Genomic DNA, 26,878 nt, shown 5'->3' on the forward strand with positions numbered 1-26,878 from the left:
TTCCCTTTTTTGTTGGGACTGCAAAGGTAGAAATCTTTTTTAATTTGTCAAGCTTTTTATTTTTTATTTTTCAAGGCTTTAAACCTTTTGAATAATCATCCTCTTCAAGGCCGAAGCCTTTCAAATGATTCAGAAACCCGACTGATTCCTTCTTTACACGCCTTTCAAAAAACTAACTTCTTTATCCTTCTCACTGTTTCCCTTCCTCCGAAGCGGGATGCAAAAGTAGGAAAAATATCGCTACAGCCAAACATTATCGGCAATTCATTTGTATGCTTGTGATAACACCCTAATTTTCAGACAGAAATATTTCTTATCCGGAGCTTCGTTTGCTTTTGTTCGGACTTTGTTTTGCCCAGGACCACTCCGGAAGTACTCCAACTGTACCAGCAGAGCACCAAAACCAGGGTCAGCGTGCTGTGCGGGTGCTGTTGTAGTGCAGTTGTGGTGCAGTTGTCCAAAGCAAACTCCGAACAAAGAGCGATGAAGGTATATATATAAGGACTAAGAGTAAACACGCCGGCATTTGACAGCCCCATTCCGCTATTTGTTAAATTATGTTAACTGCTTGACTGTTATAAAGCCTTTATCTAGCTTAGCGGACAATTATTTTTAATTGACGTTATCGTATTATTAACTTATCTTTGCAGAATGTTTAAAATTAAACACGTTTTTATATTAAGTTTTACAGTAATTGCCTTGACTATTGCAGGTTGCAAAAGCCGTTTCGAGAAAATCAGGCTGAGCAATGACGTGGCTAAAAAATACCAGGAAGCCATTAAACTGTATAATAAAAAGGATTATTCTAAAGCTTTGATCTTATTCGAAGATCTTTCCCAGAAATACAGGGGTAGAACCGAGGCCGAAGATTTGAATTACTATTACGCTTACACTTTATTCCGTTTAAAGGATTACACTACTGCAAGATATCAGTTCAAATACTTTGCGGATACTTACCCAACCAGTAAGAATGCCGAAGAATGCCGCTATATGGGCGCTTACTGCTACTATCTGGACTCTCCGGAATACACACTGGATCAGGAAAACACTTATAAAGCTATTGACGCATTACAGTTGTTTATCAACTTATACCCTAAAAGCGAACGTGTTGCGCAGGCCAGTCAGTACATCACAGACCTTCGTGCAAAACTGGAGCTGAAAGCATACACCAACTCAAGATTGTACTATGATCTTGGTGGTTATGATATTGCAAACTATAAATCTTCAGTGATTTCATTGAAAAACGCAGAAATCGACTTCCCGGACATTAAATTCATTGAAGAAATGGACTTGCTGATCGTTAGATCCCAATATGATTTTGCGAAAAATAGTTTCCCATTCCGTCAGGAAGACAGATTTACCGAAGCAATTGGCTACGCAAACGAATTTATTGAAAAACATCCTGAAAGTAAGTATCTTGCAGAAGCAAAAACACTGAAAAGCAATAGCGAACAAGGTATAGTAAACGCCAAACAAATGATGACGCTTGCAGCGAATCAAGAGGCAAAATATAAAGCTTTACTGGCAGAAGAAGCAAAAACAGATAGTACTGTCAACACCAAGAAGATTAAAATAACCCCCAAACAATAATGAATACGAATAAACCCGCAATACCAAATACTACGGTAACAAGAAATGTAAATGATTTAGATCAAAAGACAGAAAACATCTATGAGTCTTTAGTGATTATTTCTAAAAGGGCTAATCAGATTTCTAACAACATGAAAGAAGAACTTCATGGCAAATTAGCTGAGTTCGCTTCTTCTAATGACAATCTGGAGGAGATTTTTGAAAACAGAGAGCAAATCGAAATCAGCAAGCACTATGAGCGCATGCCTAAACCTTCCCTGATAGCTATTGATGAGTTCCTGAACGACAAAGTTTATCACAGAAATCCGGCAAAAGATCCTCAATAATACCAGCATATCCGTTAATTTGCATCATCATTTGCATTAATAGACCATGCTAAAAAATAAAAACATTATCCTTGGCGTTTGCGGCAGCATCGCAGCATATAAATCTGCTGTCTTAGTCAGGCTCCTGATTAAGGCCGGCGCAAACGTCAAGGTAATCCTTACTGCAGATGCGGCAAATTTCATTACCCCGCTCACCCTTGCTACCCTTTCCAAAAATCCTGTTTATACCAAATACTTCGAAGAAGAAACCGGAGTATGGAGCAATCATGTAGAATTAGGCTTATGGGCAGATTATATGATCATAGCGCCTGCCAGTGCCAATACAATTGGCAAGATGGCTAACGGGCTTTGCGATAACCTCCTTAGTGCCGTTTACCTCAGTGCAAAATGCCCTGTATTCTATGCCCCGGCGATGGATCTCGACATGTGGAAACATGATAGTACAAAGGCCAATATCCGCAAGCTTCAGGAATTTGGTAATGTAATGGTGTCGCCAAATAGTGGCGAACTGGCTAGCGGCCTGCATGGCGAAGGTAGAATGGCAGAACCAGAAGGGATCATGGCATATCTGATCGCAACTATAACAAAAAGCCTTCCCCTTGCAGGACAAAAAGTGATGGTAACCGCAGGGCCTACCTATGAGCCTATTGATCCTGTCCGCTTTATTGGAAACCACTCGTCTGGAAAAATGGGCTTTACCATAGCTGATGAAATGGCAAAACTCGGAGCAGAGGTTACTTTAATCAGTGGCCCTACGGCTGAGAAAAGTGTCCATCCTATAAATAGAATTGACGTAATGACCGCAGCAGAAATGCTTAGCGCCTGTACAAATAACTTTGCCCAAAGCAATATCATTATCATGAGCGCCGCGGTGGCCGACTATACTCCTGCCCATGTCTCTTCCCAAAAGATCAAAAAGAAGGATGATGAGTTTAACATTACGCTCAAAAAAACAACAGACATCCTCTTTACGCTGGGCCAGCTGAAAACACCGGAACAGATTCTCGTAGGCTTTGCCCTGGAAACAAACAATGAAGAAGAAAATGCACTTTATAAGCTGAGGAAAAAGAATCTTGACCTGATCATTCTCAATTCTCTCCAGGATGAAGGTGCCGGCTTTAAAAAAGATACAAACAAAATTACTACCTTTAATCGTGCAGAAGAAAAAATGACCTACGAGCTGAAATCTAAGGCTGAGGTAGCAAAAGATATCTGCTCGGCAATATTAAAGCTCTATAAGGCATGAAAAAGACCCTAACTTTAATTCATCTGTTCCTGTTGTTCGTGATCAGCGGTTATGCACAGGAATTAAATGCGAGGGTCCAGGTAATCGCGCCTAAAGTTTCCAATATCAACAAAGCCAATGTTGACCTCATCCAGTCTACCATCCGAAATTACCTGAATAACAATAAGTGGTCTAATCAAAGGTACCAGCCTCAGGAAAGGATAGAATGCAATTTCGTAATCACAATTACGGCCTGGGACGGAAGCTCGGCCTACAAAGCTGAGGCGCAGATACAAACCAGCAGACCAGTTTACGGCACTTCATACAATACTACCCTGCTTAACCTGAGCGACAAGGATTTCGATTTCAACTACAACGAAGGTCAGCCCCTTGATTTCTCTGACCAGAATTACCTCAGCAATCTCAGCTCGCTGTTATCTTATTACGCATATACGATCATCGGCCTGGATAAAGACAGTTTCAGTAAACTGGGCGGAACGCCTTACTACCTCAAAGCACAAACTATCCTCAATATTGCACAGGTTTCCGGCAATTCGGGCTGGAAAGCATACGATGGCTTGCGTAACCGCTACTGGCTAAATGAGAATCTGCTCAATAAAAGCTTCCAGGAACTCCGGGTATTTATTTATAATTATCATCTGAATACGCTTGATCGCTTGCAGGCTGACCCTGCAAAAGCTACTAAACTAATGCTGGGTTATTTGCCCGAATTAAAACTGATGGATAAACAGAAACTGGGCTCCATCTTTCCAAATGTCTACTTTGCCACCAAGGCAGAAGAGATTGTCAATATCCTTTCCATGGGCACATCGCAGGATAAAATCGAGGGGTACAACCTCCTGAATGATATCGACCCTGCAAACCTGAGCAAGTACGACGCCCTGAAAAAAAACTAATCAGCTTCTTTGTAACTTTCCGTATTCAGGTTTTTCTCATCTCCATATGACACAATGCGATTTCTATACATCAAATACCTTCGGAATATTGGTATTCTGCTCTGTTTCAGTATTATTATAATTAATTTAAAAATAATTTTGTTTATACGAATAACTTCGTACATTTGAATACGAAACAATTCGTATAAAGATTATGTCTACAGAACTTACAGCAAAACCAACGGAAAGCGAACTGGAAATACTCCAGATCTTATGGGAGAAAGGGAACTGCACGGTTAGGGACGTACATGAAATCCTGACCAGGAATAAAGAAGCCGGTTACACCACTACGCTTAAACTGATGCAGATCATGCACGAAAAGGGACTTGTAGAAAGAGATACAAGTTCAAAGACACATATCTACAGCGCATTGGCCAGTCAGCAGAAAACACAACAGCACCTGGTATCAAGGTTAATTGACAACGCATTTAACGGATCTGCGGCCAGAATGGTAATGCAGGCACTGGGGAATCACAAATCCAGTAAAGACGAAATAGAAGCAATAAAGAAATATTTAGACCAACTAGATCAAAATTAAAATGGAAACTTTATTACACAATCTCGTACAGGCTACAGGATGGAGCATCCTGCATTCGCTATGGCAAAGTGCCCTGATTTACGCAGTGCTCGCTCCCTTCCAGATGAAAGTATTTGGTCTCAATGCCAGGCAAAAGTATGCGCTGGCATACGGTTCCATATGTCTGATGTTCGCATCCTTTGTGTTTACTTTCACACTGGCCTTCCAATGGCCATCGCAGCATGTTCCGCAAAATTTTGCTGCAAATGCGATCGTGCTTCCTGCAGCCATGCCAACCAATCTTGCGAAGTACGTAGAGATGGTATTCCCATATCTTGTGTTGTTTTACAGTCTCGGCCTCGCCATACAGTCACTGCTGGTAGTGCAGGGTTACCGTAAAGTACAGGCATTGAAAAAAGCCGCCCATTCCATGATTCCGGCAACCTGGAATTCACTTTTTGAAAACCTGAAAAAAGAACTCAATATTAAAAAGCATATTGACTTCCACCTGTCTGATCATGTAAGTGTGCCACTGGTAATTGGCTTTTTTAAACCTGTTATCCTGTTCCCTATCGCACTTGCGGCACAGATGGACCTCAAACAGGTAGAAACCATTCTTATCCATGAACTATCGCACATCAGAAGAAATGACTACTTCTTTAACCTGATCAGAACGATGATCGATACCCTTCTGTTTTTCAACCCATTTGTATGGCTGGCAGGCAGGTTCATCAATATAGAACGGGAACATGCCTGTGATGATCTTGTCGTAAAAGTTACCCATACGCCGCTCACCTATGCCCATGCCCTGCTGACACTGGAGCTGATCACCGACAAAAGCAGCCCGGCACTGGCCCTGGCCGCCACGGGGACAAATCAACATTTATACCAACGCATTAAAAGAATAACTGATATGAAAACTACATATGCTAACTCTAAGCAAAAACTATTTGCTGTTAGCCTCACACTGGCAACCATTATCTCGCTGGCCTGGATTAATCCTGCGGAGAAAGAAAAAACAATGAAAACAGTATCAAAAACAAAAAATATGATACTGGCATCTTCAGAAATCTGTTTGCAGGACACGACAAAGAAAAAGTCGAAAAAAGCGTTTAAGATTGTAAATACAGACTCCGTTTATATCCCGGCCCCGCCAGCACCGCCTGCACCCACCGGAAAGATACCTGCAGCACCAAAAGCATCAATAAAAATTGTCATCGCTCCTCAGGAACCGGTAGCACCGGCCTCACCTGATACGGATATCACCATTGCCCCTCTGGCAGACCTGTCAAACATGATCGTAAATTTCTCTTATGATGTAAAGGACATGACTATGGCCCACTTCAATGGCCAGAATCCCGAAGATGTAAAAAAAATGCAGGCAGAATTAGAGAAAAAAGGCATTGAACTGCAACGCAAATTCAACTCTCCTGAGCAAAAGGCCAAATGGGCAAAGATTGCCGCTGAAATGAAAGCGAAATACGACAACCCTAAAGAAAGGGCCAAATGGGAAAAGTTAGCTAAGCAAGCGGAAGCTAAAGCCAATTCACCTGAGCAAAGGGAATTGATCAGAAAGGTACAAATCCAGGCGAAAATGGCAGCACTGGATGCCCAAAAGATGATCAATGATCCGGAGTTTAAAAAGAATCTGCAATCAATTACCGTCACCCGCCAGCAGCCAATGAGGATCATTATTGAAAACGAGGATACTCAAAAAGTAAAACAAACTCCTGAATATCTGGAACTGAAAAAGAAATTTGATAAGGATGTAGAAGAGCTGGTAAACAAGAAAAATAAAAAAGAGGAGAATTAATACTCACCTACTTGTCAACTTAGCAGGAATAGCCTTGTATAGTAAATCTATACAAGGCTATTTTTGTTTACAAAAACATAAACATCCATTGACTAAGTTTTCATAATTTAGCAAAGAATATGCTACAGAAACTTTCTATACGTAATTATGCATTGATCGATAGTGTTGATCTGGAACTCGATAAGGGCCTGAATATCATCACTGGTGAAACAGGTGCAGGTAAGTCTATTATGTTAGGCGCACTTTCCCTGATTCTCGGCCAGCGTGCAGAAACCAAATACTTTTTTAACCAGGATAAGAAGTGCGTAATCGAAGGGCAGTTTAAACTTGCCGGTACATCATTACAGGGATATTTCGAAGAGCTTGACCTCGATTTCCATCAGGAAAGTATTTTGAGAAGGGAGATCTCTATTGATGGCAAATCCAGGGCTTTTATCAATGATACCCCGGTTACACTTGCCGTAATGAAACTGATAGGGGAAAAACTGATCGATATTCATTCACAGCATGCCACCTCCGAGGTAAATGATCCCGGTTTCCAGTTATCGGTAGTTGATACTTTGTCTGACCACCTGCCCCTGCTAACCGATTACAGGCAGAAATTTAAAACCTATAAAAAACATTTACAGCACCTGATTAATCTGCAGACTTCGGCCGACGAAGCCCGCAGCAAACAGGATTATGAGCAGTTCCTTTTCAATGAACTGGAAAATGCAAACCTGAATGCTGATGAACAGGCCGCACTGGAAATGGAACTGGAAGCACTCAACCATGCGGAAAGTATAAAGAGAGGATTGGTAAACGGCTATACTCTGCTTGATGGAGAAGAAACTGCGGTTATCCCTATACTGAAAGAAGTAATTAATCAGATTCAGGGGATCGAAAAGTTTAACCCTGTTTATGCAGCATTAAATGAAAGGCTCCGCTCTGCACTGATTGAGATCAGGGATATTGCCGAAGAAACATCCACATTTGAGGAAAATATTGTTTTTAACCCGGCGCGTATTGAAGAGATCAATGCCAGACTGGATACGGTTTATACCCTTCAGCAAAAACACCGCGTAAACAGTATCGAAGAACTGCTGGCGATACAAACAGAGCTTTCAGACAACCTGAATACATTGCTGAACAGTGACGAAGAAATAGAACGCCTGATCAGGGAAATCAACACCCTGAAGATTGATCTTGAAAAAATAGCAGACACGCTGACAAAAAACCGCAGCAAAGCGATAGGTGTTGCACAAAAACAAGTTGGAGAGATCTTGGTACAGGTAGGCATGCCGAATGCCAAAATAAAGATTGAGCAAACGGTGGTAGAAAATCTCAACAAAGATGGAAAAGATATGATCTCGCTGTTGTTTTCTGCAAATGCAGGACAGGCTCCCGCACCGGTAGGAAAAGTTGCTTCGGGTGGTGAGCTTTCACGGCTGATGCTGGCGATTAAATCAATCATCTCTAAACACACCTCACTGCCTACACTGATCTTTGATGAAATTGATACAGGTATATCCGGGGAAACTGCGCTTCGCGTGGGCGATGTAATTGGAGAGCTGGAACAGAATATGCAGGTCATCTGTATTACCCACCTGCCTCAGATTGCCGCCAAAGGAGAAGCACATTACTTCGTTTATAAAAAAGAGGATGGAGATAGAACTACCACGGGCATCCGCAGGCTGAGCAGCGCTGAACGCGTGTCTGCAATTGCAGAGATGCTCAGTGGTAAAAACCCCGGTGAATCTGCGTTGAAAAATGCCGAAGACCTGCTAAGCTTTAAAAATTAGCCCGGCACAGCAACTGACATCCGGTATTTAACTTATTTTAACACATTTCAAGCCTCTCTGAGGCTTTTTTTTATTGCGAAATAACTGGGAGATAAGTTAAATTAGTCCCATGATTAAATATCTCCTGGGGACAGTATTATTACTGATATTTTGTGTGAACTTGCAGGCACAAAAGCTGTATTCCATTACCGGAGTAGTACAGGATAAAAAAGGAGAAACCCTTCCCGGAGCGGGGATTTATCTGAGCGGATATACAACAGCTACAGTAAGCAATAACGATGGGCAATTTAACCTGGCGAAGCTAAAGCCGGGCTCGTACGAAGTAGTCGTACAGATGATGGGTTATCTGCCCTACAGCAAAAGTGTAGTCATCTCAGACCAGTCGGTCAATATTACCATCGTTTTGCAGGAAAACACAGTTCAGCTTCGCGAAGTGGTAATTACCGCCGATCCAAACCGTGAAAAGAACCTTCAGTTATTTAAAGAATTCTTTATCGGGCGCACACCAAACTCTGCTAAATGCAAGATTCTCAATCCGCAGGTTTTATATATTAAATATGATGGCGACAATAAAATTCTGAGTGTAACCAGTAATGAGTTCCTGGTAGTTGAAAATAAAGCACTGGGCTACCGCCTTAAATATATGCTCAATCTGTTCGAGTATAATTTCAATTCAAGAATTGTTTATTTCTCAGGCCTGCCGGTGTTTGAAGACCTGAAAGGTTCGGGCAGCAAAAGAAGAACATGGCTCAAAAACCGGGAGATTGCCTATGCAGGTTCGCCGCAGCACTTCTTCCAGTCGCTCTACAGAAATAAAGTGGAGGAAGAAGGCTTCATCATTTACAAGCGCATCAAGGTGCCGAATCCAAACAGGCCGACCGATGGTTATATTGCTGCTACCAGGGCGAGGCTGATGAGGAAAAGGAAAAGCTTAATTATCCCGGGCTCTATCATTACAGATTCACTAACCATTCTACAGCAGCTGGAAAACCTGCCTAAAGAATATACCAGCCTCGATATGTCTGGCGTGGCAACAGATACCCTGGTAAAGCAAATGTATCCGAATATGAAGACCATCAATTATAAAGATGAGCTGTATGTCATGTATACCAAAGAAGAGGAAAGCATCGGTTATTCCAATACAGGCCATTATATCATGAGACCCTTAACAGTCCCCAACTATGAGATCTCAGTTGTACAAATGCTCAAGGGGCCTGTCAGCTTTTATGCCAACGGAGGAATGCACGATGCCAAATCGCTGCTGTATGAAGGCTTCTGGGCTTATGAGAAAATCGGAGATATGGTGCCGATGGATTATGTGCCTGTTAATAAAAGGTAGTCGCCTCGAATAAATTAAAATACACCTTGCATAATACTAATATTATTAGTAATTTTAACTAATGATGTTAGATGATAAAAATTCCGGAAATTACCTGAAAGGCAGAGGTGCCCAATTTAATCCGCACAATCGTTTTGCAGCGAATTCGTATGTTCAGGAACATGCAGAAGGTATTGACGACTGGGAAGTTGAAAATCAAAGAACAACATTTATTATTGGAACATCCAAATCTATAGTAAATAAGGTAGACAGCCCTGATGTGGGAATGGCTTATTCTCTGAACCCCTACCAGGGATGTGAACATGGCTGTACATATTGTTATGCAAGGAATGCTCATGAGTATTGGGGTTTCAGCGCAGGACTGGATTTTGAACGCAAGATCATCGTAAAAAAAGATGCGCCAGAACTGTTTAAAAAATTCCTGGAACGCAAAGGCTGGAATGCCGAAACGATCTCTCTTTCGGGCAATACAGATTGTTATCAGCCTGCAGAGCGGGAATATAAGCTTACCCGACAGCTGCTGGAAATAGCATTGGCATACAAACAGCCTATTGGCATGATCACAAAAAATTCACTGATCCTGCGCGACAAGGATATCCTGCAGGAGATGGCCAAGCTCAATTTGTGCATGGTATATGTTTCGATCAACAGCCTGGATGAAAAACTAAGGCTGGTCATGGAACCAAGAACTACCACCGCAAAGCAGAGGTTAAAAGTTGTGGAGGAACTTAGCGCTGCTGGTATACCTACCGGTGTAATGGTAGCTCCTATTGTTCCCGGTTTAAATGATCATGAAATTCCCACTGTATTAAGGACTATTGCTTCCTGTGGCGCTATTGGCGCAGGATATACTGTGGTACGTTTAAACGGAGCTATAGGAGGAATTTTTGAGGACTGGCTTCGGCAGAATTTCCCTGACAGATTTGACAAGGTCTGGCATATGATACAATCCTGTCACGGAGGCAATGTGAATGACAGCCGCTTTGGAGATCGCATGCGGGGGGATGGAAATATTGCACAGATGATCCGTGATACATTTAAGCTGCATTGCAGGTTGAATAATCTCAATACAGTAAAAGTTACGCTCGATTCCGGTATCTTCTCTGTGCCAACGCAACAAACGAGGATGTTCCTTTAAGAAAGGAAACAGATTCTACTATTGACAAAAAAAGGCTGCCTGAAACCAGACAGCCTTAAATCCTAAAGAATTAAATCTTATACTTCTTTTTTCTTTTTACCGGGACTCTTGTTCTCTACTACAATCAGATCAGTTTCTTTATTGTAGTCGATTTCAAGGATGTCGCCATCATTGATCTCTCCTTTAAGGATTTCCTCAGCAATTGGATCTTCCAGATATTTCTGGATCGCACGTTTTAACGGACGGGCACCAAAGTTACTGTCAAAACCTTTCTCGGCAATAAAGTCTTTAGCCACATCAGTCAATTTGATCTCGTAGCCCAGGCTGTGTACACGGCCAAACAATGACTTCAATTCGATATCAATGATTTTAAAGATCTCTTCTTTCCCAAGCGTATTAAATACGATCACATCATCCACGCGATTCAGGAACTCCGGAGCGAAAGCACGTTTCAGTGCATTTTCAATTACTCCTCTTGAGTGTGAATCTACCTGGTTTGTTTTAGCAGTAGTAGAGAAACCTACTCCCTGTCCAAAATCTTTCAGCTGACGTGCACCAATGTTTGAAGTCATGATGATAATCGTATTCCTGAAGTCTACCTTACGGCCTAAACTGTCAGTCAGCTGACCTTCGTCCAATACCTGCAATAAGATATTAAATACATCAGGGTGAGCTTTTTCAATCTCATCCAGCAGGATCACGGCATATGGTTTACGACGAACTTTTTCTGTCAGCTGACCACCTTCTTCGTATCCTACGTATCCCGGAGGCGCTCCCACTAAACGTGAAACAGCAAATTTCTCCATGTACTCACTCATGTCAATCTGGATCAGCGAATCATCACTATCAAACATAAATCTTGCAAGCTCCTTAGCCAGCTCAGTTTTACCTACACCCGTTGGGCCTAAGAAAATAAATGAACCGATAGGTTTTTTAGGATCTTTCAATCCCGCTCTTGTACGCTGAATAGCCCTTGTCAGTTTCTTGATGGCATCATCCTGTCCAATGATTTTTGCTGCAACAGTATCCTGCATGTTCAGCAATTTCACACTGTCAGTCTGGCCAACACGCTGTAAAGGAATACCAGTCATCATAGAAACTACCTCAGCAACATTATCCTCTGTAACAGTATAACGTTTTGTTTTAGTTTCCGCTTCCCATGCAGATTTAGCACGGTCGAGTTCTTCGAGCAGATTTTTCTCAGTATCTCTTAACTTGGCAGCTTCCTCGTATTTCTGGCTTTTTACTACTTTGTTTTTCTCAACTTTGATATTCTCGATTTTAGTCTCGATATCAATGATGTTCTCAGGAACATGGATATTGGTTAAGTGTACCCTTGATCCTGCTTCATCCAAAGCATCAATGGCCTTATCAGGAAGGAACCTGTCTGTAATATATCTCGAAGTCAGCGAAACGCATGCGTTAATCGCTTCGTTGGTATACGTTACACCATGATGTTCTTCATATTTCTCTTTGATACGGTTAAGGATCTCAATCGTTTCATCAGGAGAAGCAGGTTCGATCATCACTTTCTGAAAACGACGGTCTAAAGCACCATCTTTTTCAATGTACTGACGATATTCATCTAAAGTTGTTGCACCGATACATTGTATCTCTCCCCTTGCAAGGGCAGGTTTAAACATATTCGAAGCATCCAGTGAGCCAGAAGCTCCGCCGGCACCAACGATAGTATGTATCTCATCAATGAACAGGATTACATCCGTGGATTTCTCCAGTTCGTTCATTACTGCTTTCATACGTTCTTCAAACTGCCCGCGGTATTTAGTACCTGCAACCAATGAAGCAAGATCTAAAGTAACTACGCGTTTGTTGAACAGTACCCTTGATACCTTACGCTGAACAATACGCAATGCAAGCCCTTCTGCAATTGCAGATTTACCTACACCCGGCTCACCGATCAGGATCGGGTTATTTTTCTTACGGCGTGACAGGATCTGTGAAACACGTTCTATTTCCTTTTCACGTCCTACGATAGGATCAAGTCTTCCTTCTTCTGCAGCCTTGGTTAAGTCTCTTCCAAAATTATCCAGCACCGGGGTTTTGGATTTAATGTCAGATACCTTTTTAGGGCTGGAGAAACTTTCTTCCTCACGGTAATCATCATCTCCGCCGGTTGAAGCACTGCCCTGAGTTTCATCCCTGAAGCCATTTTTATTGACTTCAACTTCCTGTTTGAAAATCTCATAGTTAATGCTGTACTGCAGCAGGATCTGGGAAGCAATATTATCGTCATCGCGAAGGATAGAAAGCAGCAGATGCTCCGTTCCGATCAGATCGCTTTTAAAAATTTTAGCTTCAAGATACGTGATCTTTAAAACTTTTTCGGCCTGTTTGGTCAATGGGATATTTCCCAGGTTAACCGTCACACTGGATGTACCCCTAACGGCCTCTTCAATTGAGCGGCGTAATTTAGATGTATCTACACCCAGCGACTTCAATATTTTGATGGCCATTCCATCGCCTTCGCGAATGAGGCCCAACAAAAGATGTTCAGCGCCTATATAATCGTGACCTAATCTCAGGGCTTCTTCCCTGCTAAACGAAATCACGTCTTTTACTTGTGGTGAAAATTTAGCTTCCATATATACCTTTTCTAAAAACAGGAACGCCCTAAACTATAAAATATGTTATAAAAAGCGTCACCAATCTGATTTATTTTATCAACAATTACGCCATATAGAGGAAGAAAGATTTAGATCCTGACGTTATTTCACTAAACTTACTAACTTTTGACACGAATAGCAATAATATTTTGTTAACCGGAATAAAATAAAAACTACCCCTAAGGTAGTTTAAATAATCATTGAACCGAAAACAACCACAGGTTTTGGGAGATTTGTCCGAGTAATGTAATGAATCTTTACATTCGAACGACCTGTCATTTTGTAAGTTGCAACTTAAATCAGGTACTAAAATGTCAGGTTTACCTGCAGGATATCTGCTATATGTTCAGGAACAGCTGAGGCGCGGGCGGCGTTAATCACATATTATAAGGCTGATAATTTCGTTCCTGTGTTCCCTTGCTTATATTTGCAGGTAGCAGAGGGCCAGATGGCCTTCGATATACAGAGATTACAAAGGCCAGGAGCTTAAAATATAACAACGAAAAATGTCAGACGAAAAGATAATCTTCTCAATGGCGGGGGTAAATAAGATTTACCCCCCTCAGAAACAAGTACTAAAAAACATATACCTATCCTTCTTTTATGGTGCCAAGATCGGTGTGATCGGTTTAAACGGATCGGGAAAGTCATCCGTTTTAAAAATCATTGCAGGCATAGACAAAGCGTTTCAGGGCGAGGTGGTATTTTCACCAGGATATACTGTAGGTTACCTTGCGCAGGAACCTGAGCTGGACGAAAACAAAACTGTACGTGAGGTAGTAGAAGAAGGTGTAGCAGAAATTACTGCTATCCTGAAAGAATACGAAGCCATCAACGAGCAGTTTGGATTGCCCGAAGTTTATGAAGATGCTGATGCCATGGATAAACTGATGGCAAAACAGGGAGAACTGCAGGATAAAATTGACGCCACAAATGCCTGGGAACTGGATACCAAACTGGAACGTGCAATGGATGCTTTGCGCTGCCCAGATCCTGATACAAAAATTGGAGTACTGTCAGGAGGCGAGCGCCGCCGCGTGGCAATGTGCCGCCTGTTGCTACAGGAACCAGATGTATTGCTGCTCGATGAGCCAACCAATCACCTTGATGCGGAGAGCATCGACTGGCTGGAACAATTCCTGAAAGAATATAAAGGAACTGTTATTGCGGTTACCCACGACAGGTATTTCCTTGATAACGTAGCAGGATGGATCCTTGAGCTCGACCGCGGCGAGGGTATTCCATGGAAAGGAAATTATTCTTCATGGTTAGACCAGAAGGCAAAGCGCCTGGCACAGGAAGAGAAAACAGAAAGCAAACGCCAGAAAACACTGGAACGTGAACTGGAATGGGTACGTATGGCACCTAAAGCAAGACATGCAAAATCCAAGGCAAGGCTTTCAAACTATGATAAACTGGCCTCTGAGGATTCAAAGGAAAGAGAAGACAAACTGGAGCTTTTCATTCCTGCAGGACCTAGATTGGGAAATGTAGTGATCGAGGCCAACAACGTGACCAAATCGTATGGCGACAAGATCCTGTTCGAAAACCTCAGTTTCTCTTTACCACCGGCAGGAATTGTCGGGATTATTGGCCCCAATGGGGCCGGAAAGACCACGCTTTTCCGTTTGATCACAGAGCAGGAAACACCAGATGAAGGAACATTCAGGGTAGGTGAAACCGTAGCACTGGGTTACGTGGATCAGATGCACAACGACCTTCAGGGAGATAAAACAGTCTATGAGAATATTACCGATGGGCTTGACAACATACAACTGGGCAACAAAGCAGTTAGCGGACGGGCCTATGTTTCAAAGTTCAACTTCAACGGCGGCGACCAGCAGAAAAAAGTTAACATTCTGTCTGGTGGAGAACGCAACCGTGTGCACCTTGCCATTACACTGAAAAAAGGTGCAAATGTACTGTTGCTCGATGAGCCTACGAATGATATTGACGTAAATACCCTGCGTGCTTTAGAAGAAGCGCTGGAAAACTTTGGTGGCTGTGCTGTTGTGATCAGTCACGACAGGTGGTTCCTTGACAGGATCTGTACACACATCCTTGCCTTTGAGGGAAATTCCCAGGTATACTTTTTTGAAGGTAATTACAGCGACTATGAGGAGAACCGCAAAAAACGTCTTGGTGATGTAACACCTCACCGCATACGTTATAAAAAGCTGGTATAAACAGCGATGATCATAAGGGGTATAACATTCACAAAGATGTTATACCCTTTTTATTTATCTCCGAATTTTTGCAGGCGATAAGTAAAGGTCAGCAGAAAATACCTGGTAATCTGATTATACTGGCTATCCGTGATCGAATTATCAGAAATACTCCTTACCAGGTTATTGCCCTGGTTCAATAGATCGTAAGCCTGCAGCATTACTGTAGCCTGTCTGTTTTTCAGCAATGTTTTCTCCACGCTAAAGTTAATCAGAAGAGGGTTTGCAACGCTCAGATCGTAACCTGAATTAATCCTTTTTAACACATCCGCGATCAGCACCCAGCTCTTGCCAACATTGGTACGCTCATTTACATTAAATTGCCAGGTTTCCACATTTCTTAACCTGAACTGGGCAATTGAATAGCGGTTGCTGCTGTAATTGTACATCGCAGAACCCGCCAGCGTAACCCGTCGCTGGTTCATTCTGAGTTTTAAGGTTTGCGAGAAATTGATATTTCTGTTGGTATTCAGAAAATCGTTCGCAAAAGACACCATATTAATATAGTCCCATGTTCCTCTCAGTTCTGCATTGAACTTATTTTTGGCGAAGGGCACCGAATAGGAATACATACTGCCAAACTGATAGGCGCCGTTGGCATTTTCGAAATGTGTTTCCTGCTTCAGGCTGTTCAGCGTGTCTTTTACCAGCACTACATTACTCGCCACCTGATCCTGCACCAACGAACCATTCAGGCCCAGTAGCAAGGTAGCACCGGTGTTTTCCGCGGTGTGCTGAAAACTGAGTGTCCCGGCATGTGTAAAGCTGGATTTGAGGTTAGGATTACCGATAATTACATTTTGCAGGTTAGTGATATTTGGCACCGGCTGCAGCTGATAAAAATCAGGAGCAGCACTGGTACCACTATATACAAAAGCAAAGTTATCCCAGTCGGAAACAGCATAGCTGAGGTTGATAATTGGCGAAAGGTTAAGCTCAACGTGATTGATCTTTGTTTCATTTCCTTTGTATTCTCCTGTCAGCTGACTGGGCTGGGCGGTAACCCCGAGATTATAGTTAAGGTTTTTAGACTGGTACCTGTAGCTTACGGCAAAGCGGTGAAGCAAAAAGGATGAGGAATACAAAGAACTTAATGAATCTACCACACTATTGCTGCCGGTACTATTATTCACCCGTGTATATAAACTGTTGCGGTTTTTATTGAAAGAAAAGAAATAGGCGAAATCGATATTCTTTTTTACCGCAGAATCTGCACTGGCCCGAAGGGGCTCGCTGTACCTGAAATCTGCAGTGAGGCTGTTCGACCTGTTTTCGGTTTCTACCAGCCGGTTGACCACAGAATCTTTCAGCGGAGTATTGTTATTCCGGTTGTAATAAAAGATCTTGTTGCCAAGCTCCTCCTCTATCTGGTTGATACCGGTGCTGAGGGTCACACCCCCAGACATGCTCCTGCCTGGCTTTTCCATACTTCTTGCCCACACAAAATTCCCATTCAGATTGGGCGTTTCCATATTGGAAAGCGTATTGTTCACTAAATCCTGCCTGATCAGTCCCGTTTGTTTGGAATCAGTCTCTGAACTCCTGTTCCTTTTTACCATTGATCCGCCAAGCGAAGCCTGGAAATAGCTTTTCTCGGCTACCGACTGGATATTGAAGTTGATGGTATTGTTATTATCGGTAGACCTGCTCTTGGATATGGAATTGTTTCTGATCGATCCGCCCGGAGTAACGGTCTCAATCGAATTGAGCTGATTGGACAGGTTCTTTATATAAGCATAGTTATACACAGCACTGGCTGTTATCCCATTGGATAATTTATCCCTGTAATTGAGCCCCGCGCCAGCGTTCGTATTGATACCGGCATCATTGCTGGTATTACTGGAATTGCTGCTGATCCCGATCTGCTTACTTCCCTGCCATAAATTGCCATTTGCCTGCAGGCCATACCGATCATCGGTTCCCCCGCTTGCAGAAGCATTGCCAAAAGTACCATTGTTCTGCCCGGCTTTGGTCACCAGGTTCAGCATCTTCTGTGAATCGCCCGTCTTCATGCCGGTAAAATTAGCCTCATCACCATAATCATTGATGATCTGTAGTTTGTCGATGATATTTGCCGGCAGCTGCCTGATAAAGTCTTTTACATTGTTGGTGAAAAAATCCTCCCCGTTTACGCGCAGCTTTACCAGTGGTTTTCCCATGGTAAAGGCGTTACCATTTGCATCTACCTCTACCCCGGGCAATTGCCGCAGCAGGTCTTCCACCCTGTCATTTTCAGATATCTGGTAAAATGAGGCATTGTATTCTATCGTATCTCTTTTTATTTTAATCGGCTTATCGCGCCCCTTGATAATCACCTCATCAAGAAGGTTAGACTCAAGATGAAGCGTGATGGGATATAGGATGAGGTTCAGTTGGTCTTCCTGATAAACATAACTCATGTTATAGGGTTTGTAGCCTACCCTCATGATCAGCAGAGAGATGTTTTCAGCCTGTATGCCTCCAAAGGCAAATCTGCCACGATTGTCTGTAACTGTATTGAGCGTGTCTTTATCGGCAATCATAAAAACATCAGCACCCGGAACGGCATCTCTGAGGGAATCGATCACTGTGCCGCTTACCCTGCGTTGTACCTGACCATCGGCAGCAAGCGTACATAAGAGACACAGGGCATTAAATAAAATGATGCATTTTAAATGAGCCAAATTTCCATGAAATCTTAAAAAATCAACCATTTGCCATGCAATACTATTATTCCCGGTGTTAGGAAAATATTCCCTTTAAAAAGAGATGCTATTCAATCCTCCGTTCACAAGTATAACGGTTTGATCTATCAAATTAACCGAATATTCTTAAATATTCGATTAATTTTTAGAAATATGGCAGTTTAATCAGCGTTTGGTGTGGCAGTTTTCTCCGGCCTTGGTCCCCTTTTATAGATGACCAATCCATTTAAGAAATTTCTGAGGATCTGATCGCCGCAAGGTTTAAAATTTGGATGGTCATCACTCCTGAAAAAAGACCCCAGTTCGCTTTTAGTAATTTTAAAATTTACCAGTTCAAGAATCCTGATAATATCCTCATTAGTCAGTTCCAGCGCTACGCGAAGTTTTTTAAAAATATCGTTATTGCTCATAGTTACATTGCTACTTCTATCTTCACTTTTTTGTTTTTTATTTTCTCATCCCGCAGGGCAGCCAATATCTTATTCACCATGTTCCTTTTAACGGCCACATACGAACTCTGGTCCTTTACTTCTATCAGCCCTACATCCTCCTTCTGCAGTCCGCCCTTTTTTAGCAGCAGGCCAACAATATCTATCTTATTTACCTTATCCTTTTTACCTGCGGCAATATAAAGCGTTTGCCACTGGCTGTCCTTAGGCAGTTCATAATTGCCTTTCAGTTTTTCTATTTCAATGTCGCCTTTAAGAAAAGGATACTTCTCTTCTTCGGTCATGATCAGGAAAGCCGTCCCTTTCGCATTCATGCGTGCTGTACGGCCGTTTCTATGTAAAAAGGCATCTTCGGTATAGGGAAGCTGGTAATGAATAATGTTTCCTACTTCAGGTATATCCAGTCCGCGTGCCGCCAGGTCGGTAGTGATCAGGATTTTGATACTGCCGTTTCTGAATTTCAGCAGGGCACGTTCTCTTTCATCCTGCTCCATCCCCCCGTGAAAAATATCATGGGCAAGATCTTTATCAATCAGCAGGTCGCTGATGCGGTCTACCGTTTCCCTGTGGTTACAAAAAATCAGGGAGGTTTGTGCGCCGATCTTACAGATCAGATCAAATAAGGTATCCAGTTTATCTTCGGCAGTGGTGATGATCTTCTTTAGTTTAAGATCTGGTGCAACTTTCAGGTCTTTCAGAAAGTTAACCTCAACCGGCTGCTTCAATCCGGTAAAATCCGGGATCTCCTCCATTGCAGTAGCAGAGGTAAGCATCCGCTGTTTGAGCGAACGCAGATTGCCAATAATATAGGCCATATCTTCCTGGAAACCGAACTCCAGCGCTTTATCAAATTCATCCAGCACCAGCGTTGTGATGCTTGATTCATCAAAGTTTTCCTTTCTCAGATGATAGGCTATCCTGCCCGGTGTACCAATCAGTACCGCAGCAGGCTGTTCAAAGTTGTTCCGCTCAATTTTCACAGGGTGCCCGCCATAACAGCAGTTTACTTTAAAACCTGTTCCCATTTGTTTGAACACCTGCTCTATCTGCAGGGCCAGCTCTCTGGAAGGTACCAGCACCAATGCCTGAACCCCTTTTACATCAGCACTCAGATTTTTTAAAACAGGCAGTAAAAACCCTATCGTTTTACCGGAACCTGTGGGGGCCAGCAAAACAACATCTTTCCCTTTATTTGCAGCCGCAATCGCTGCCTGCTGCATATCATTTAAAGTAGTGATTTTTAAATTGCCCAGTACCTTTTCTACCATCATGTAGCAAAGATACGGGAATTAACGTAAGAATGGCCGCAAAAGCAAGCGCCTAGTAGCTGAGCAGTTTCTTTCTGAGTTTACCCATTCGCATTTGCGCCTTTTTTTCGAGCTTCATCAGCATGGTACCTCTTTTGTACATCCAGGATGTTACTTTGCTATTTGCCTTCTGTAGAGGGGCACAGATTTTATCATCCAGAATTTCCAGATATTTGGCATTAGACCTGCTTTGTTGAAGTAAATAGAATTCGTTGATCAGCTCTGTATTCATCTTGTCCAGGATTAAATGAGTATTCTGTTGATTAAATAGTTAACGCCTAATATAGGTTTAAGAGTACCTTGCCGGTTATCTAAATATAAAAATAATTCTGAAGACCGTCAATAGTAATCACAGATAGCAACAGCAAAGCGCTTTTTTTGTTTGGTCCGCATCTCCCTGCCTGGAGAAGTGCTTTAATCAGTCTATTGCGGCATGGCGATTGCAAGATATTCATTTTAGCTCTTCAATCATTAACAGGCACAATAATCGTATAATAATTGTGCTAACATGTATTAAAAAACAGATAATGGACAGACATACCTACCAGACCGGTATCATCGGAAACTGTGCGTTTCTTGCACATATTAATAAAAACACAAATGTAGATTGGTTATGCTGGCCGAGATTTGACAGCTCATTTGTTTTCGGCGGACTGCTCGACCAGGAGAAAGGTGGAGAATATTCAATTCGCCCCGAAGGGGAATACACCTCAGACCAGTACTACCTTGAAAATACCAACATCCTGTGTACTGAAATTTCCAACGGGGAAGGACGGTACAAGATCACAGATTTTGCACCACGCTTTTTTCAGTACGAACGTTACTATAAACCCTTGATGTTTATCCGCAAGATTGAACCGCTTGAAGGCAATCCCAGGATTAAAGTAAGCTGCAGGCCTACGTTTGATTATGGCGAAGGTTTTCAGGAAGGATCGCGCGGGAGCAACCATCTCCTCTTTACCGGCAGCGAACACCATATGCAGCTGAGCACAAATATCTCTTTGTCTTATATTGAAGATGAGAAGTATTTTGCCCTTAACGACACCAAATACCTGATACTTACTTACGGGTACAATCTGGAGGCACCCATCGAAAGTACAGCAGAGCGATTCCTGCTCGAAACCAAAAAATATTGGAGAACCTGGATAAAACATTCAACCATAGCCGGATTCCAGCAATCGCTCGTTATCCGTTCGGCACTGGTATTAAAGATCCACCAGTATGAAGATACAGGGGCAATTATTGCTGCCAGCACAACCAGCTTACCAGAATCTCCGGGAAGTACCCGTAACTGGGATTACCGGTACTGCTGGATGAGGGATACCTATTATGTGATTACGGCCCTCAACCATATCGGCCACTTCGAGGAAATGGAAAAGTATTTCAATTACATTACTGATATTTCTTTCCGTGATGACAAACGGTACCAGCCTCTTTTTGGCATTGCAGGTGAAAGGGTGCTCACTGAACGCGTCCTCACCAATCTGAAAGGGTATCAGGGTAACCAACCGGTTAGAATAGGAAACCAGGCCTTTGAGCATATCCAAAACGATATCTACGGGCAGGTGCTGATTTCTATGCTGCCTCTATACTCCGATAACCGGTTTATCTATAGTGAACGCAAAGATTCTACCATTTGGCTTGATTACCTGCTTAGTAAAATAGAAAGTACGATTGATGAAAAAGATGCCGGAATATGGGAATTCCGCAATCTTGCCAATATGCACTGCTATACCAACCTTTTCCAGTGGGCCGGTGCAAATGCGGCACTGAAGATGGCTAAAAGAATCGGAAACCTGGAATTTCAGGACCGTGCAACCCAGCTGATCGACCGCGCTGCCGCACATATCGAGGCCTGTTATGATCCGGAGAGGAAAGTATACAACCATGCGATAGGCAGCGATCACCTTGATGCCAGCACCCTGCAGCTGATCCTGATGAATTACCTGGATCCTGAATCTCAGCGTGCCAAGGACCATCTGATTGCGCTGGAAGGAGAACTGAAAGCGGAAAACGGGCTTTTCTACAGATACCGCCATACAGACGATTTCGGAAAACCAAAAACAACTTTCCTGATCTGCGCCTTCTGGTACGTAGAAGCACTGGCTATAGTAGGCCGTATAGATGATGCTGTTAAAGCTTTTGATTCACTGATCAGCTATGGTAACCACCTGGACCTCTTTGCGGAGGATATAGATGAAAAAGATGGCAGTCAGTGGGGGAATTTCCCGCAGGCCTACAGTCATGTGGGGCTGATGAATGCCGCGCACAGAATTGCCATTAAATTAGACAGGCCCGTTTTCCTTTAGGAGAACGGACCTGCATATAAATATTTCAAATAAAGATAGCCGCAATAGCTGCTATCTTTATTTCAGTTGTGCATTGCTTGCAGATAGTATTTTAAGCAATTCTCTCACTTCCATAAAGTTGCGCAGATAATTTCTGGCTGCAGAAATGTTGCTTCCTACTTTTATGGTATATGCCGTTGGCGGTAAAGCCTTAAAGATGTCTTCATCGGTATGATCATCGCCAAAGGCAATAATGAAATCAGGATTATTTCCATAAAGCCAGTTTAATGCGGCCTTACCTTTGTTGACTTCAATATTTTTAAACTCAATTACCTTGTTGCCCGGCATCATCTGCAGGCCTTTGTCGGCAACGGTTACTTTCAGGTGATTGATGATCTCATTTGCCCGCAGCTCACCAAGGCCTTCTTCAACTTTGCGGTAATGCCAAACCAGGGAATAACTTTTATCTTCAATAAATGATCCCGGCGTTCTGTCTGTATACGTATCCAGCACGGTCTTTACATCCTGTTTCCATTGGTCTGTTAACAGCGGCAGGGATTTCCATTCGCCCTGGTCACGTTTCTGCCATGCACCATGTTCAGCGATCAGATCCAGTTTCATATGCCCAAACCATTGTTCAAGGGTTTGGTTTCTTCTTCCACTGATAATGATCACGCGGTTTGCGGGATCAGCAACCAGGGTTTCCAGTATCTGATACAATTCTGCATCAGGGGCTGTTTTTTCAAGATCTCCGTTAAATCCAACGAGGGTTCCGTCATAATCAAGAAAGATATACCTTTCAGCTGCCGCCACATAATCCTTTGCCATTTGTTCTCTTACCACTCTCACTGCAAATTTTGTCAGTAACGACTCCTGCAGCTGTTTCACTTCTTCCAGCTTATCCATAAAGTTTTTTACCCAAAGGTGTATATCAAATTTCTTAACGATGCCTCTCATTACAGACATACGTGCTGCCTGTTCTTCGGGAGACATATTAAAGGCCTGTACAATTGTTCTCATCACCTCCCCTATATTGTTGGGATTAACAATGAGGGCATCATTCAGCTCCTTCGAAGCGCCAGCCATCTCACTTAAGATCAGCACACCAGTGTTATCTGTTCTGCTGGCTACATATTCTTTGCTGACGAGGTTCATTCCATCACGCATGGGCGTAACGAGGCAGATATCTGCCGTGGCATAAAGGGCCGACAGGAATTCTATCGGGAAAGACCGGTAAAAATAGTGCACGGGAAGCCAATTAAGGGTTCTGTATGTCGCATTGATATTGCCTACAAGCTGATCGATCTGGTCACGCAGCTCTTTGTATTGCGGAACGGTATCCCTCGATGGAACAACGATCATATAGAGAGAGAGGTGATCGATATATTCCGGGTGCATCTGTAACAGTAACTCATAAGCCTGCAATCGTTGAAGGATACCCTTACTATAATCCAGCCTGTCGATCGTGAGCACAATTTTACGCTCCTGCATGGTCTCTTTGAGGGAGGCAATCTGCTCCACAACGGCAGGTTCGGTTACCAGGCTGCGAAATTTCAATTCGTCGATTCCCATAGGGAAAGATTCTACAACGATCTGCCGTTCTTTAAAGGTAACTACGTTATCTGAGATCTTCGCGCTTGTTAAACGTGAAGCTGCACTCAGAAAGTGCCTTACATCATCAAATGTATGGAACCCGAGCAGGTCAGCCCCAAACATCCCTTCAACCAGTTCGTCTCTCCAGGGGATCAGACGAAAAATTTCATAGGAAGGAAAAGGTATGTGCTGAAAGAAGCCGATGGTAACATGAGACTGTACTTCGCGGATCAGGCCCGGCAACAACAATAGCTGGTAATCATGAACCCATACGGTATCACCTTCATTCAAATGTACGTTTACCGTATCTTTAAATTTCTGGTTAACAGTCTGATAAAAATCCCAATAAGTTTGTTCATAATTTGCATACGTGACCATGTAGTGAAACACAGGCCATAAAACCTCGTTGGAGAAACCTTCATAATAGAGGTTGATTTCATCAGGGGTTAAAAATACAGGGATCAGATTGAGTTCTGCGAGTTTATCGGTTACTTCCTGCTGCCTTTCTTCCGGGACATCTATTCCTGGCCAGCCAATCCAGATATTATCTCCTTTTTTATATACAGAACCTAAGCCTGTTGCCAGTCCGCCTTCACTGGGACTAAGAAGATATTCGCCATTGCTTTCTACTATTTTGACGGGTAAGCGGTTTGAAACTATTATTGTTTTGTTTACCATATTACAACTTATAAAACTGATCAGGGAACCGATTGTTTGATTTTTCTCGGTTTTACCGGCGGAAAGGAGATTTAAAAGACATTTATCCAAATGTCACAATTGTTGATAAGGCACTGATTGTTAGCAAATAAACCACAGGAATTTAATGTATATTTAACATAATCAAGTTATTTTTAGAAAACCTGTATACGGGTTGTTACCTAACACCAATAACGTATGACCTGGAAGAAATTTAATGGTGAAGTGATCCACACACCAATTTTAGAAGAAGTAGAAAAAGCTATTATCAGGGAAACCGCAAATGGCTATCACCTCAAAGTTTGCATTGGTACGGATTCACAGGTGAAGGGCCCCTTCACAGATTTCGCTACCGTAATTGTTTTGCTGAGGGAACAGCACGGAGGATTTATGTTCATCCACCAGGAAAAGAGCCAGCAGAAAATGACGATCAAGGAAAGAATGCTGATCGAAGTACAAAAATCAATCGAAACAGCGTATGCTGTTTGTGATTTGCTGGACCTGTATGATGTAGACCTCGAAGTGCATGCTGATATCAATACGAATCCGATGTTTAAATCAAACAAAGCACTGAACGAGGCCATGGGTTACATCCTGAGCATGGGCTTTATTTTTAAAGCAAAACCGGAAGCTTTTGCGAGCAGCACCTGTGCTGATAAAATGGTGCACTAAAGGCAATAAAAAAAGGTATGCGAAATGATCGCATACCTTTCTGAATATATTTAGAATTGATTATCCCTGGTGCTCTACCTCAACGCCTGTTGACATTACGATCAGCGTACCCTGAGAGTATTTCTCGTTATGCTGACTAACATCCAGTCCTTCTTCTTCTTCTTCAGAAGATACGCGGATTGGCTGAAAGATATTGATGATCTTAAAGATCAGGAATGAAACCACAAAGCTGAAGATTCCAACAATCAGTACACCTTTCAGCTGTGTGAAAAAAAATTCAGGATTACCGTAAAACCATCCGTCCACACCTGCAGGGTTAACCGTTTTTGTTGCAAAAACACCCGTAAGCAACATTCCTGCGATACCACCCACACCATGACATGGAAATACATCCAGTGTATCATCCAGTGTAGTTTTTTGTTTCCATGAAACAGCAAGGTTTGAAATAATAGCGGCAAGTGCACCGATGAAGATACTGTGCGGAATTGCAACAAAACCTGCTCCCGGGGTAATCGCCACCAAACCTACAACAGCACCAATACAGAAGCCAAGTACTGAAGGTTTTCTGCCTCTCAGCACATCAAAGAACATCCATGAAAGACCGGCAGCACCGGCAGCAATGTTGGTAGTTGCAAAAGCAGATACAGCCAGACTGGTGGATCCCAGTGCAGAACCTGCATTAAAGCCAAACCATCCAAACCATAATAATCCGGTTCCGATTAGTACATATGGAATATTTGAAGGAGGTATTTCCTGATGCTCCATATGAACTTTCCTTCTTTTAAGTACAATTGCACCGGCAAGGGCCGCCATACCGGCAGAAATATGTACTACAGTACCACCGGCAAAGTCCAGCACGCCCATTTTAAACAGGATACCATCAGGGTGCCAGGTCCAGTGTGCCAGCGGCGAATATACAAACAGGGCAAACAAAACGATAAAAGCAATGTACGACGTAAAACGAATACGTTCAGCCACAGCACCTACTACCAGTCCTGGTGTGATGATCGCAAACATCAGCTGGAACAGCGCAAATAAGGTTAATGGAATCGTTGGCGCAAGGCTCCAGGCATGACCTGAATTTACACCGTCGAAGAACAAATAGGTACCGGGATTTCCGATTAATCCGTGAATAGTATCACCAAAGGCAAGACTAAAGCCTACAGTTACCCAAAGGACACTGATCACTCCTGCTGATACAATACTTTTAATCATGGTTGAAAGAACATTCTTTCTGTGAACCATACCACCATAGAAGAAAGCCAACCCTGGTGTCATTAAAAATACCAAAGCAGTTGCCACCATGATCCATCCCACATCGGCTGCATTATACTTACCCTCGTCAAAATTAGGGTGCAGAGGTACAAATAAGGCCGCAATCGCTACAATCGCAAAAATTACGAATGGCACAATCTGCTTAAACTGAATTTTGTTCATGAAAATTTGATTTTATAGATTTATAGATAATTTGATAGTCAACAGTATTAAATTGGATTTAAATTCCATAAAGATAATTATAAACTCCATTTATTCAAAATTTACTCGGTAAATCCTGCGTAATATTGAATAATATTAAAAAATAACCCAACAAAAATGTAATAATGAAATTCTAAAGAGCTAAAATGCCAATATTTTGAGAAATTATCCAATATTAA

At 42.5% G+C, this 26,878-nt stretch carries 19 protein-coding genes; 12 read left to right on the forward strand and 7 right to left on the reverse strand.

All coding sequences use genetic code 11. The features are described from left to right. The first annotated feature begins 651 nt into the window (after positions 1-651). The 9 genes from FN831_RS10285 to FN831_RS10325 all read left to right on the forward strand — a co-directional run bounded on the left by FN831_RS10285 (position 652) and on the right by FN831_RS10325 (position 10,685). Positions 652-1,590: an outer membrane protein assembly factor BamD gene (locus tag FN831_RS10285; RefSeq protein WP_142528156.1), complete on the forward strand. Its 939-nt coding sequence runs from the start codon at positions 652-654 to the stop codon at positions 1,588-1,590. After that, the gene (locus FN831_RS10290; RefSeq protein WP_090559230.1) at positions 1,590-1,916 is read left to right on the forward strand and encodes a DNA-directed RNA polymerase subunit omega; all 327 of its coding nucleotides are present in this window, start codon (positions 1,590-1,592) and stop codon (positions 1,914-1,916) included. Before FN831_RS10285 ends, FN831_RS10290 begins: the two co-directional genes overlap by 1 nt. Positions 1,917-1,962: 46 nt before the next feature. After that, entirely contained in the window at positions 1,963-3,162 is a 1,200-nt protein-coding gene (gene coaBC / locus FN831_RS10295) for a bifunctional phosphopantothenoylcysteine decarboxylase/phosphopantothenate--cysteine ligase CoaBC (RefSeq protein ID WP_142528157.1), read from the forward strand. Further along, on the forward strand, positions 3,159-4,058 hold the full coding sequence (porD, locus tag FN831_RS10300) for a type IX secretion system protein PorD (RefSeq protein ID WP_142528158.1): 900 nt from the start codon (positions 3,159-3,161) through the stop codon (positions 4,056-4,058). Before coaBC ends, porD begins: the two co-directional genes overlap by 4 nt. A 193-nt stretch (positions 4,059-4,251) precedes the next feature. Beyond that, positions 4,252-4,635, forward strand: coding sequence for a BlaI/MecI/CopY family transcriptional regulator (locus FN831_RS10305; protein WP_142528159.1), 384 nt, complete (start codon positions 4,252-4,254; stop codon positions 4,633-4,635). A gap of 1 nt (position 4,636) precedes the next feature. Next, on the forward strand, positions 4,637-6,427 hold the full coding sequence (locus FN831_RS10310; RefSeq protein ID WP_142528160.1) for a M56 family metallopeptidase: 1,791 nt from the start codon (positions 4,637-4,639) through the stop codon (positions 6,425-6,427). Positions 6,428-6,546: 119 nt separating this feature from the next. Next, the gene (recN, locus tag FN831_RS10315; protein ID WP_142528161.1) at positions 6,547-8,208 is read left to right on the forward strand and encodes a DNA repair protein RecN; all 1,662 of its coding nucleotides are present in this window, start codon (positions 6,547-6,549) and stop codon (positions 8,206-8,208) included. Between the two features lie 109 nt (positions 8,209-8,317). After that, positions 8,318-9,547 (forward strand): carboxypeptidase-like regulatory domain-containing protein, encoded by a 1,230-nt coding sequence (locus FN831_RS10320; RefSeq protein WP_142528162.1) that lies wholly within the window; start codon positions 8,318-8,320, stop codon positions 9,545-9,547. Between the two features lie 61 nt (positions 9,548-9,608). After that, complete coding sequence (locus FN831_RS10325) at positions 9,609-10,685, forward strand: PA0069 family radical SAM protein (protein ID WP_142528163.1); 1,077 nt, start codon at positions 9,609-9,611, stop codon at positions 10,683-10,685. A gap of 77 nt (positions 10,686-10,762) precedes the next feature. Here the strand turns inward: FN831_RS10325 and FN831_RS10330 are convergent, their stop codons facing one another. Then, positions 10,763-13,288, reverse strand: coding sequence for an ATP-dependent Clp protease ATP-binding subunit (locus FN831_RS10330; RefSeq protein ID WP_142528164.1), 2,526 nt, complete (start codon positions 13,286-13,288; stop codon positions 10,763-10,765). 527 nt (positions 13,289-13,815) lie between these two features. Here FN831_RS10330 and ettA point away from each other — a divergent pair. Next, positions 13,816-15,495: an energy-dependent translational throttle protein EttA gene (gene ettA / locus FN831_RS10335; protein WP_142528165.1), complete on the forward strand. Its 1,680-nt coding sequence runs from the start codon at positions 13,816-13,818 to the stop codon at positions 15,493-15,495. 50 nt (positions 15,496-15,545) lie between these two features. On the opposite strand, the gene FN831_RS10340 is transcribed toward ettA, so the two are convergent. The 4 genes from FN831_RS10340 to FN831_RS10355 all read right to left on the reverse strand — a co-directional run bounded on the left by FN831_RS10340 (position 15,546) and on the right by FN831_RS10355 (position 20,206). After that, positions 15,546-18,197 carry an outer membrane beta-barrel protein gene (locus FN831_RS10340; RefSeq protein WP_185960450.1) on the reverse strand — a complete coding sequence of 884 codons (2,652 nt, stop codon included), beginning with the start codon at positions 18,195-18,197 and terminating at the stop codon, positions 15,546-15,548. Between the two features lie 182 nt (positions 18,198-18,379). Then, positions 18,380-18,628, reverse strand: coding sequence for a DUF1456 family protein (locus tag FN831_RS10345; RefSeq protein ID WP_142528167.1), 249 nt, complete (start codon positions 18,626-18,628; stop codon positions 18,380-18,382). 2 nt (positions 18,629-18,630) lie between these two features. Further along, on the reverse strand, positions 18,631-19,938 hold the full coding sequence (locus tag FN831_RS10350) for a DEAD/DEAH box helicase (RefSeq protein ID WP_142528168.1): 1,308 nt from the start codon (positions 19,936-19,938) through the stop codon (positions 18,631-18,633). Positions 19,939-19,987: 49 nt separating this feature from the next. Next, the gene (locus FN831_RS10355) at positions 19,988-20,206 is read right to left on the reverse strand and encodes a hypothetical protein (protein WP_142528169.1); all 219 of its coding nucleotides are present in this window, start codon (positions 20,204-20,206) and stop codon (positions 19,988-19,990) included. A 295-nt stretch (positions 20,207-20,501) separates the two neighbouring features. Between FN831_RS10355 and FN831_RS10360 the strand changes: the two genes are divergently transcribed. Continuing rightward, positions 20,502-22,283 (forward strand): glycoside hydrolase family 15 protein, encoded by a 1,782-nt coding sequence (locus FN831_RS10360; protein ID WP_142528170.1) that lies wholly within the window; start codon positions 20,502-20,504, stop codon positions 22,281-22,283. 57 nt (positions 22,284-22,340) lie between these two features. On the opposite strand, the gene FN831_RS10365 is transcribed toward FN831_RS10360, so the two are convergent. Further along, on the reverse strand, positions 22,341-24,533 hold the full coding sequence (locus tag FN831_RS10365) for a bifunctional alpha,alpha-trehalose-phosphate synthase (UDP-forming)/trehalose-phosphatase (RefSeq protein WP_142528171.1): 2,193 nt from the start codon (positions 24,531-24,533) through the stop codon (positions 22,341-22,343). A 216-nt stretch (positions 24,534-24,749) separates the two neighbouring features. Here FN831_RS10365 and FN831_RS10370 point away from each other — a divergent pair, with 216 nt between their 5' ends. After that, entirely contained in the window at positions 24,750-25,223 is a 474-nt protein-coding gene (locus FN831_RS10370) for a ribonuclease H-like YkuK family protein (RefSeq protein WP_142528172.1), read from the forward strand. A gap of 60 nt (positions 25,224-25,283) precedes the next feature. Here FN831_RS10370 and FN831_RS10375 read toward each other — a convergent pair whose 3' ends face one another. Then, positions 25,284-26,660 carry an ammonium transporter gene (locus FN831_RS10375; RefSeq protein ID WP_142528173.1) on the reverse strand — a complete coding sequence of 459 codons (1,377 nt, stop codon included), beginning with the start codon at positions 26,658-26,660 and terminating at the stop codon, positions 25,284-25,286. Positions 26,661-26,878 lie beyond the last annotated feature (218 nt).

Source organism: Pedobacter westerhofensis, assembly GCF_900182595.1.
GTDB classification, from domain to species: domain Bacteria; phylum Bacteroidota; class Bacteroidia; order Sphingobacteriales; family Sphingobacteriaceae; genus Pedobacter; species Pedobacter westerhofensis.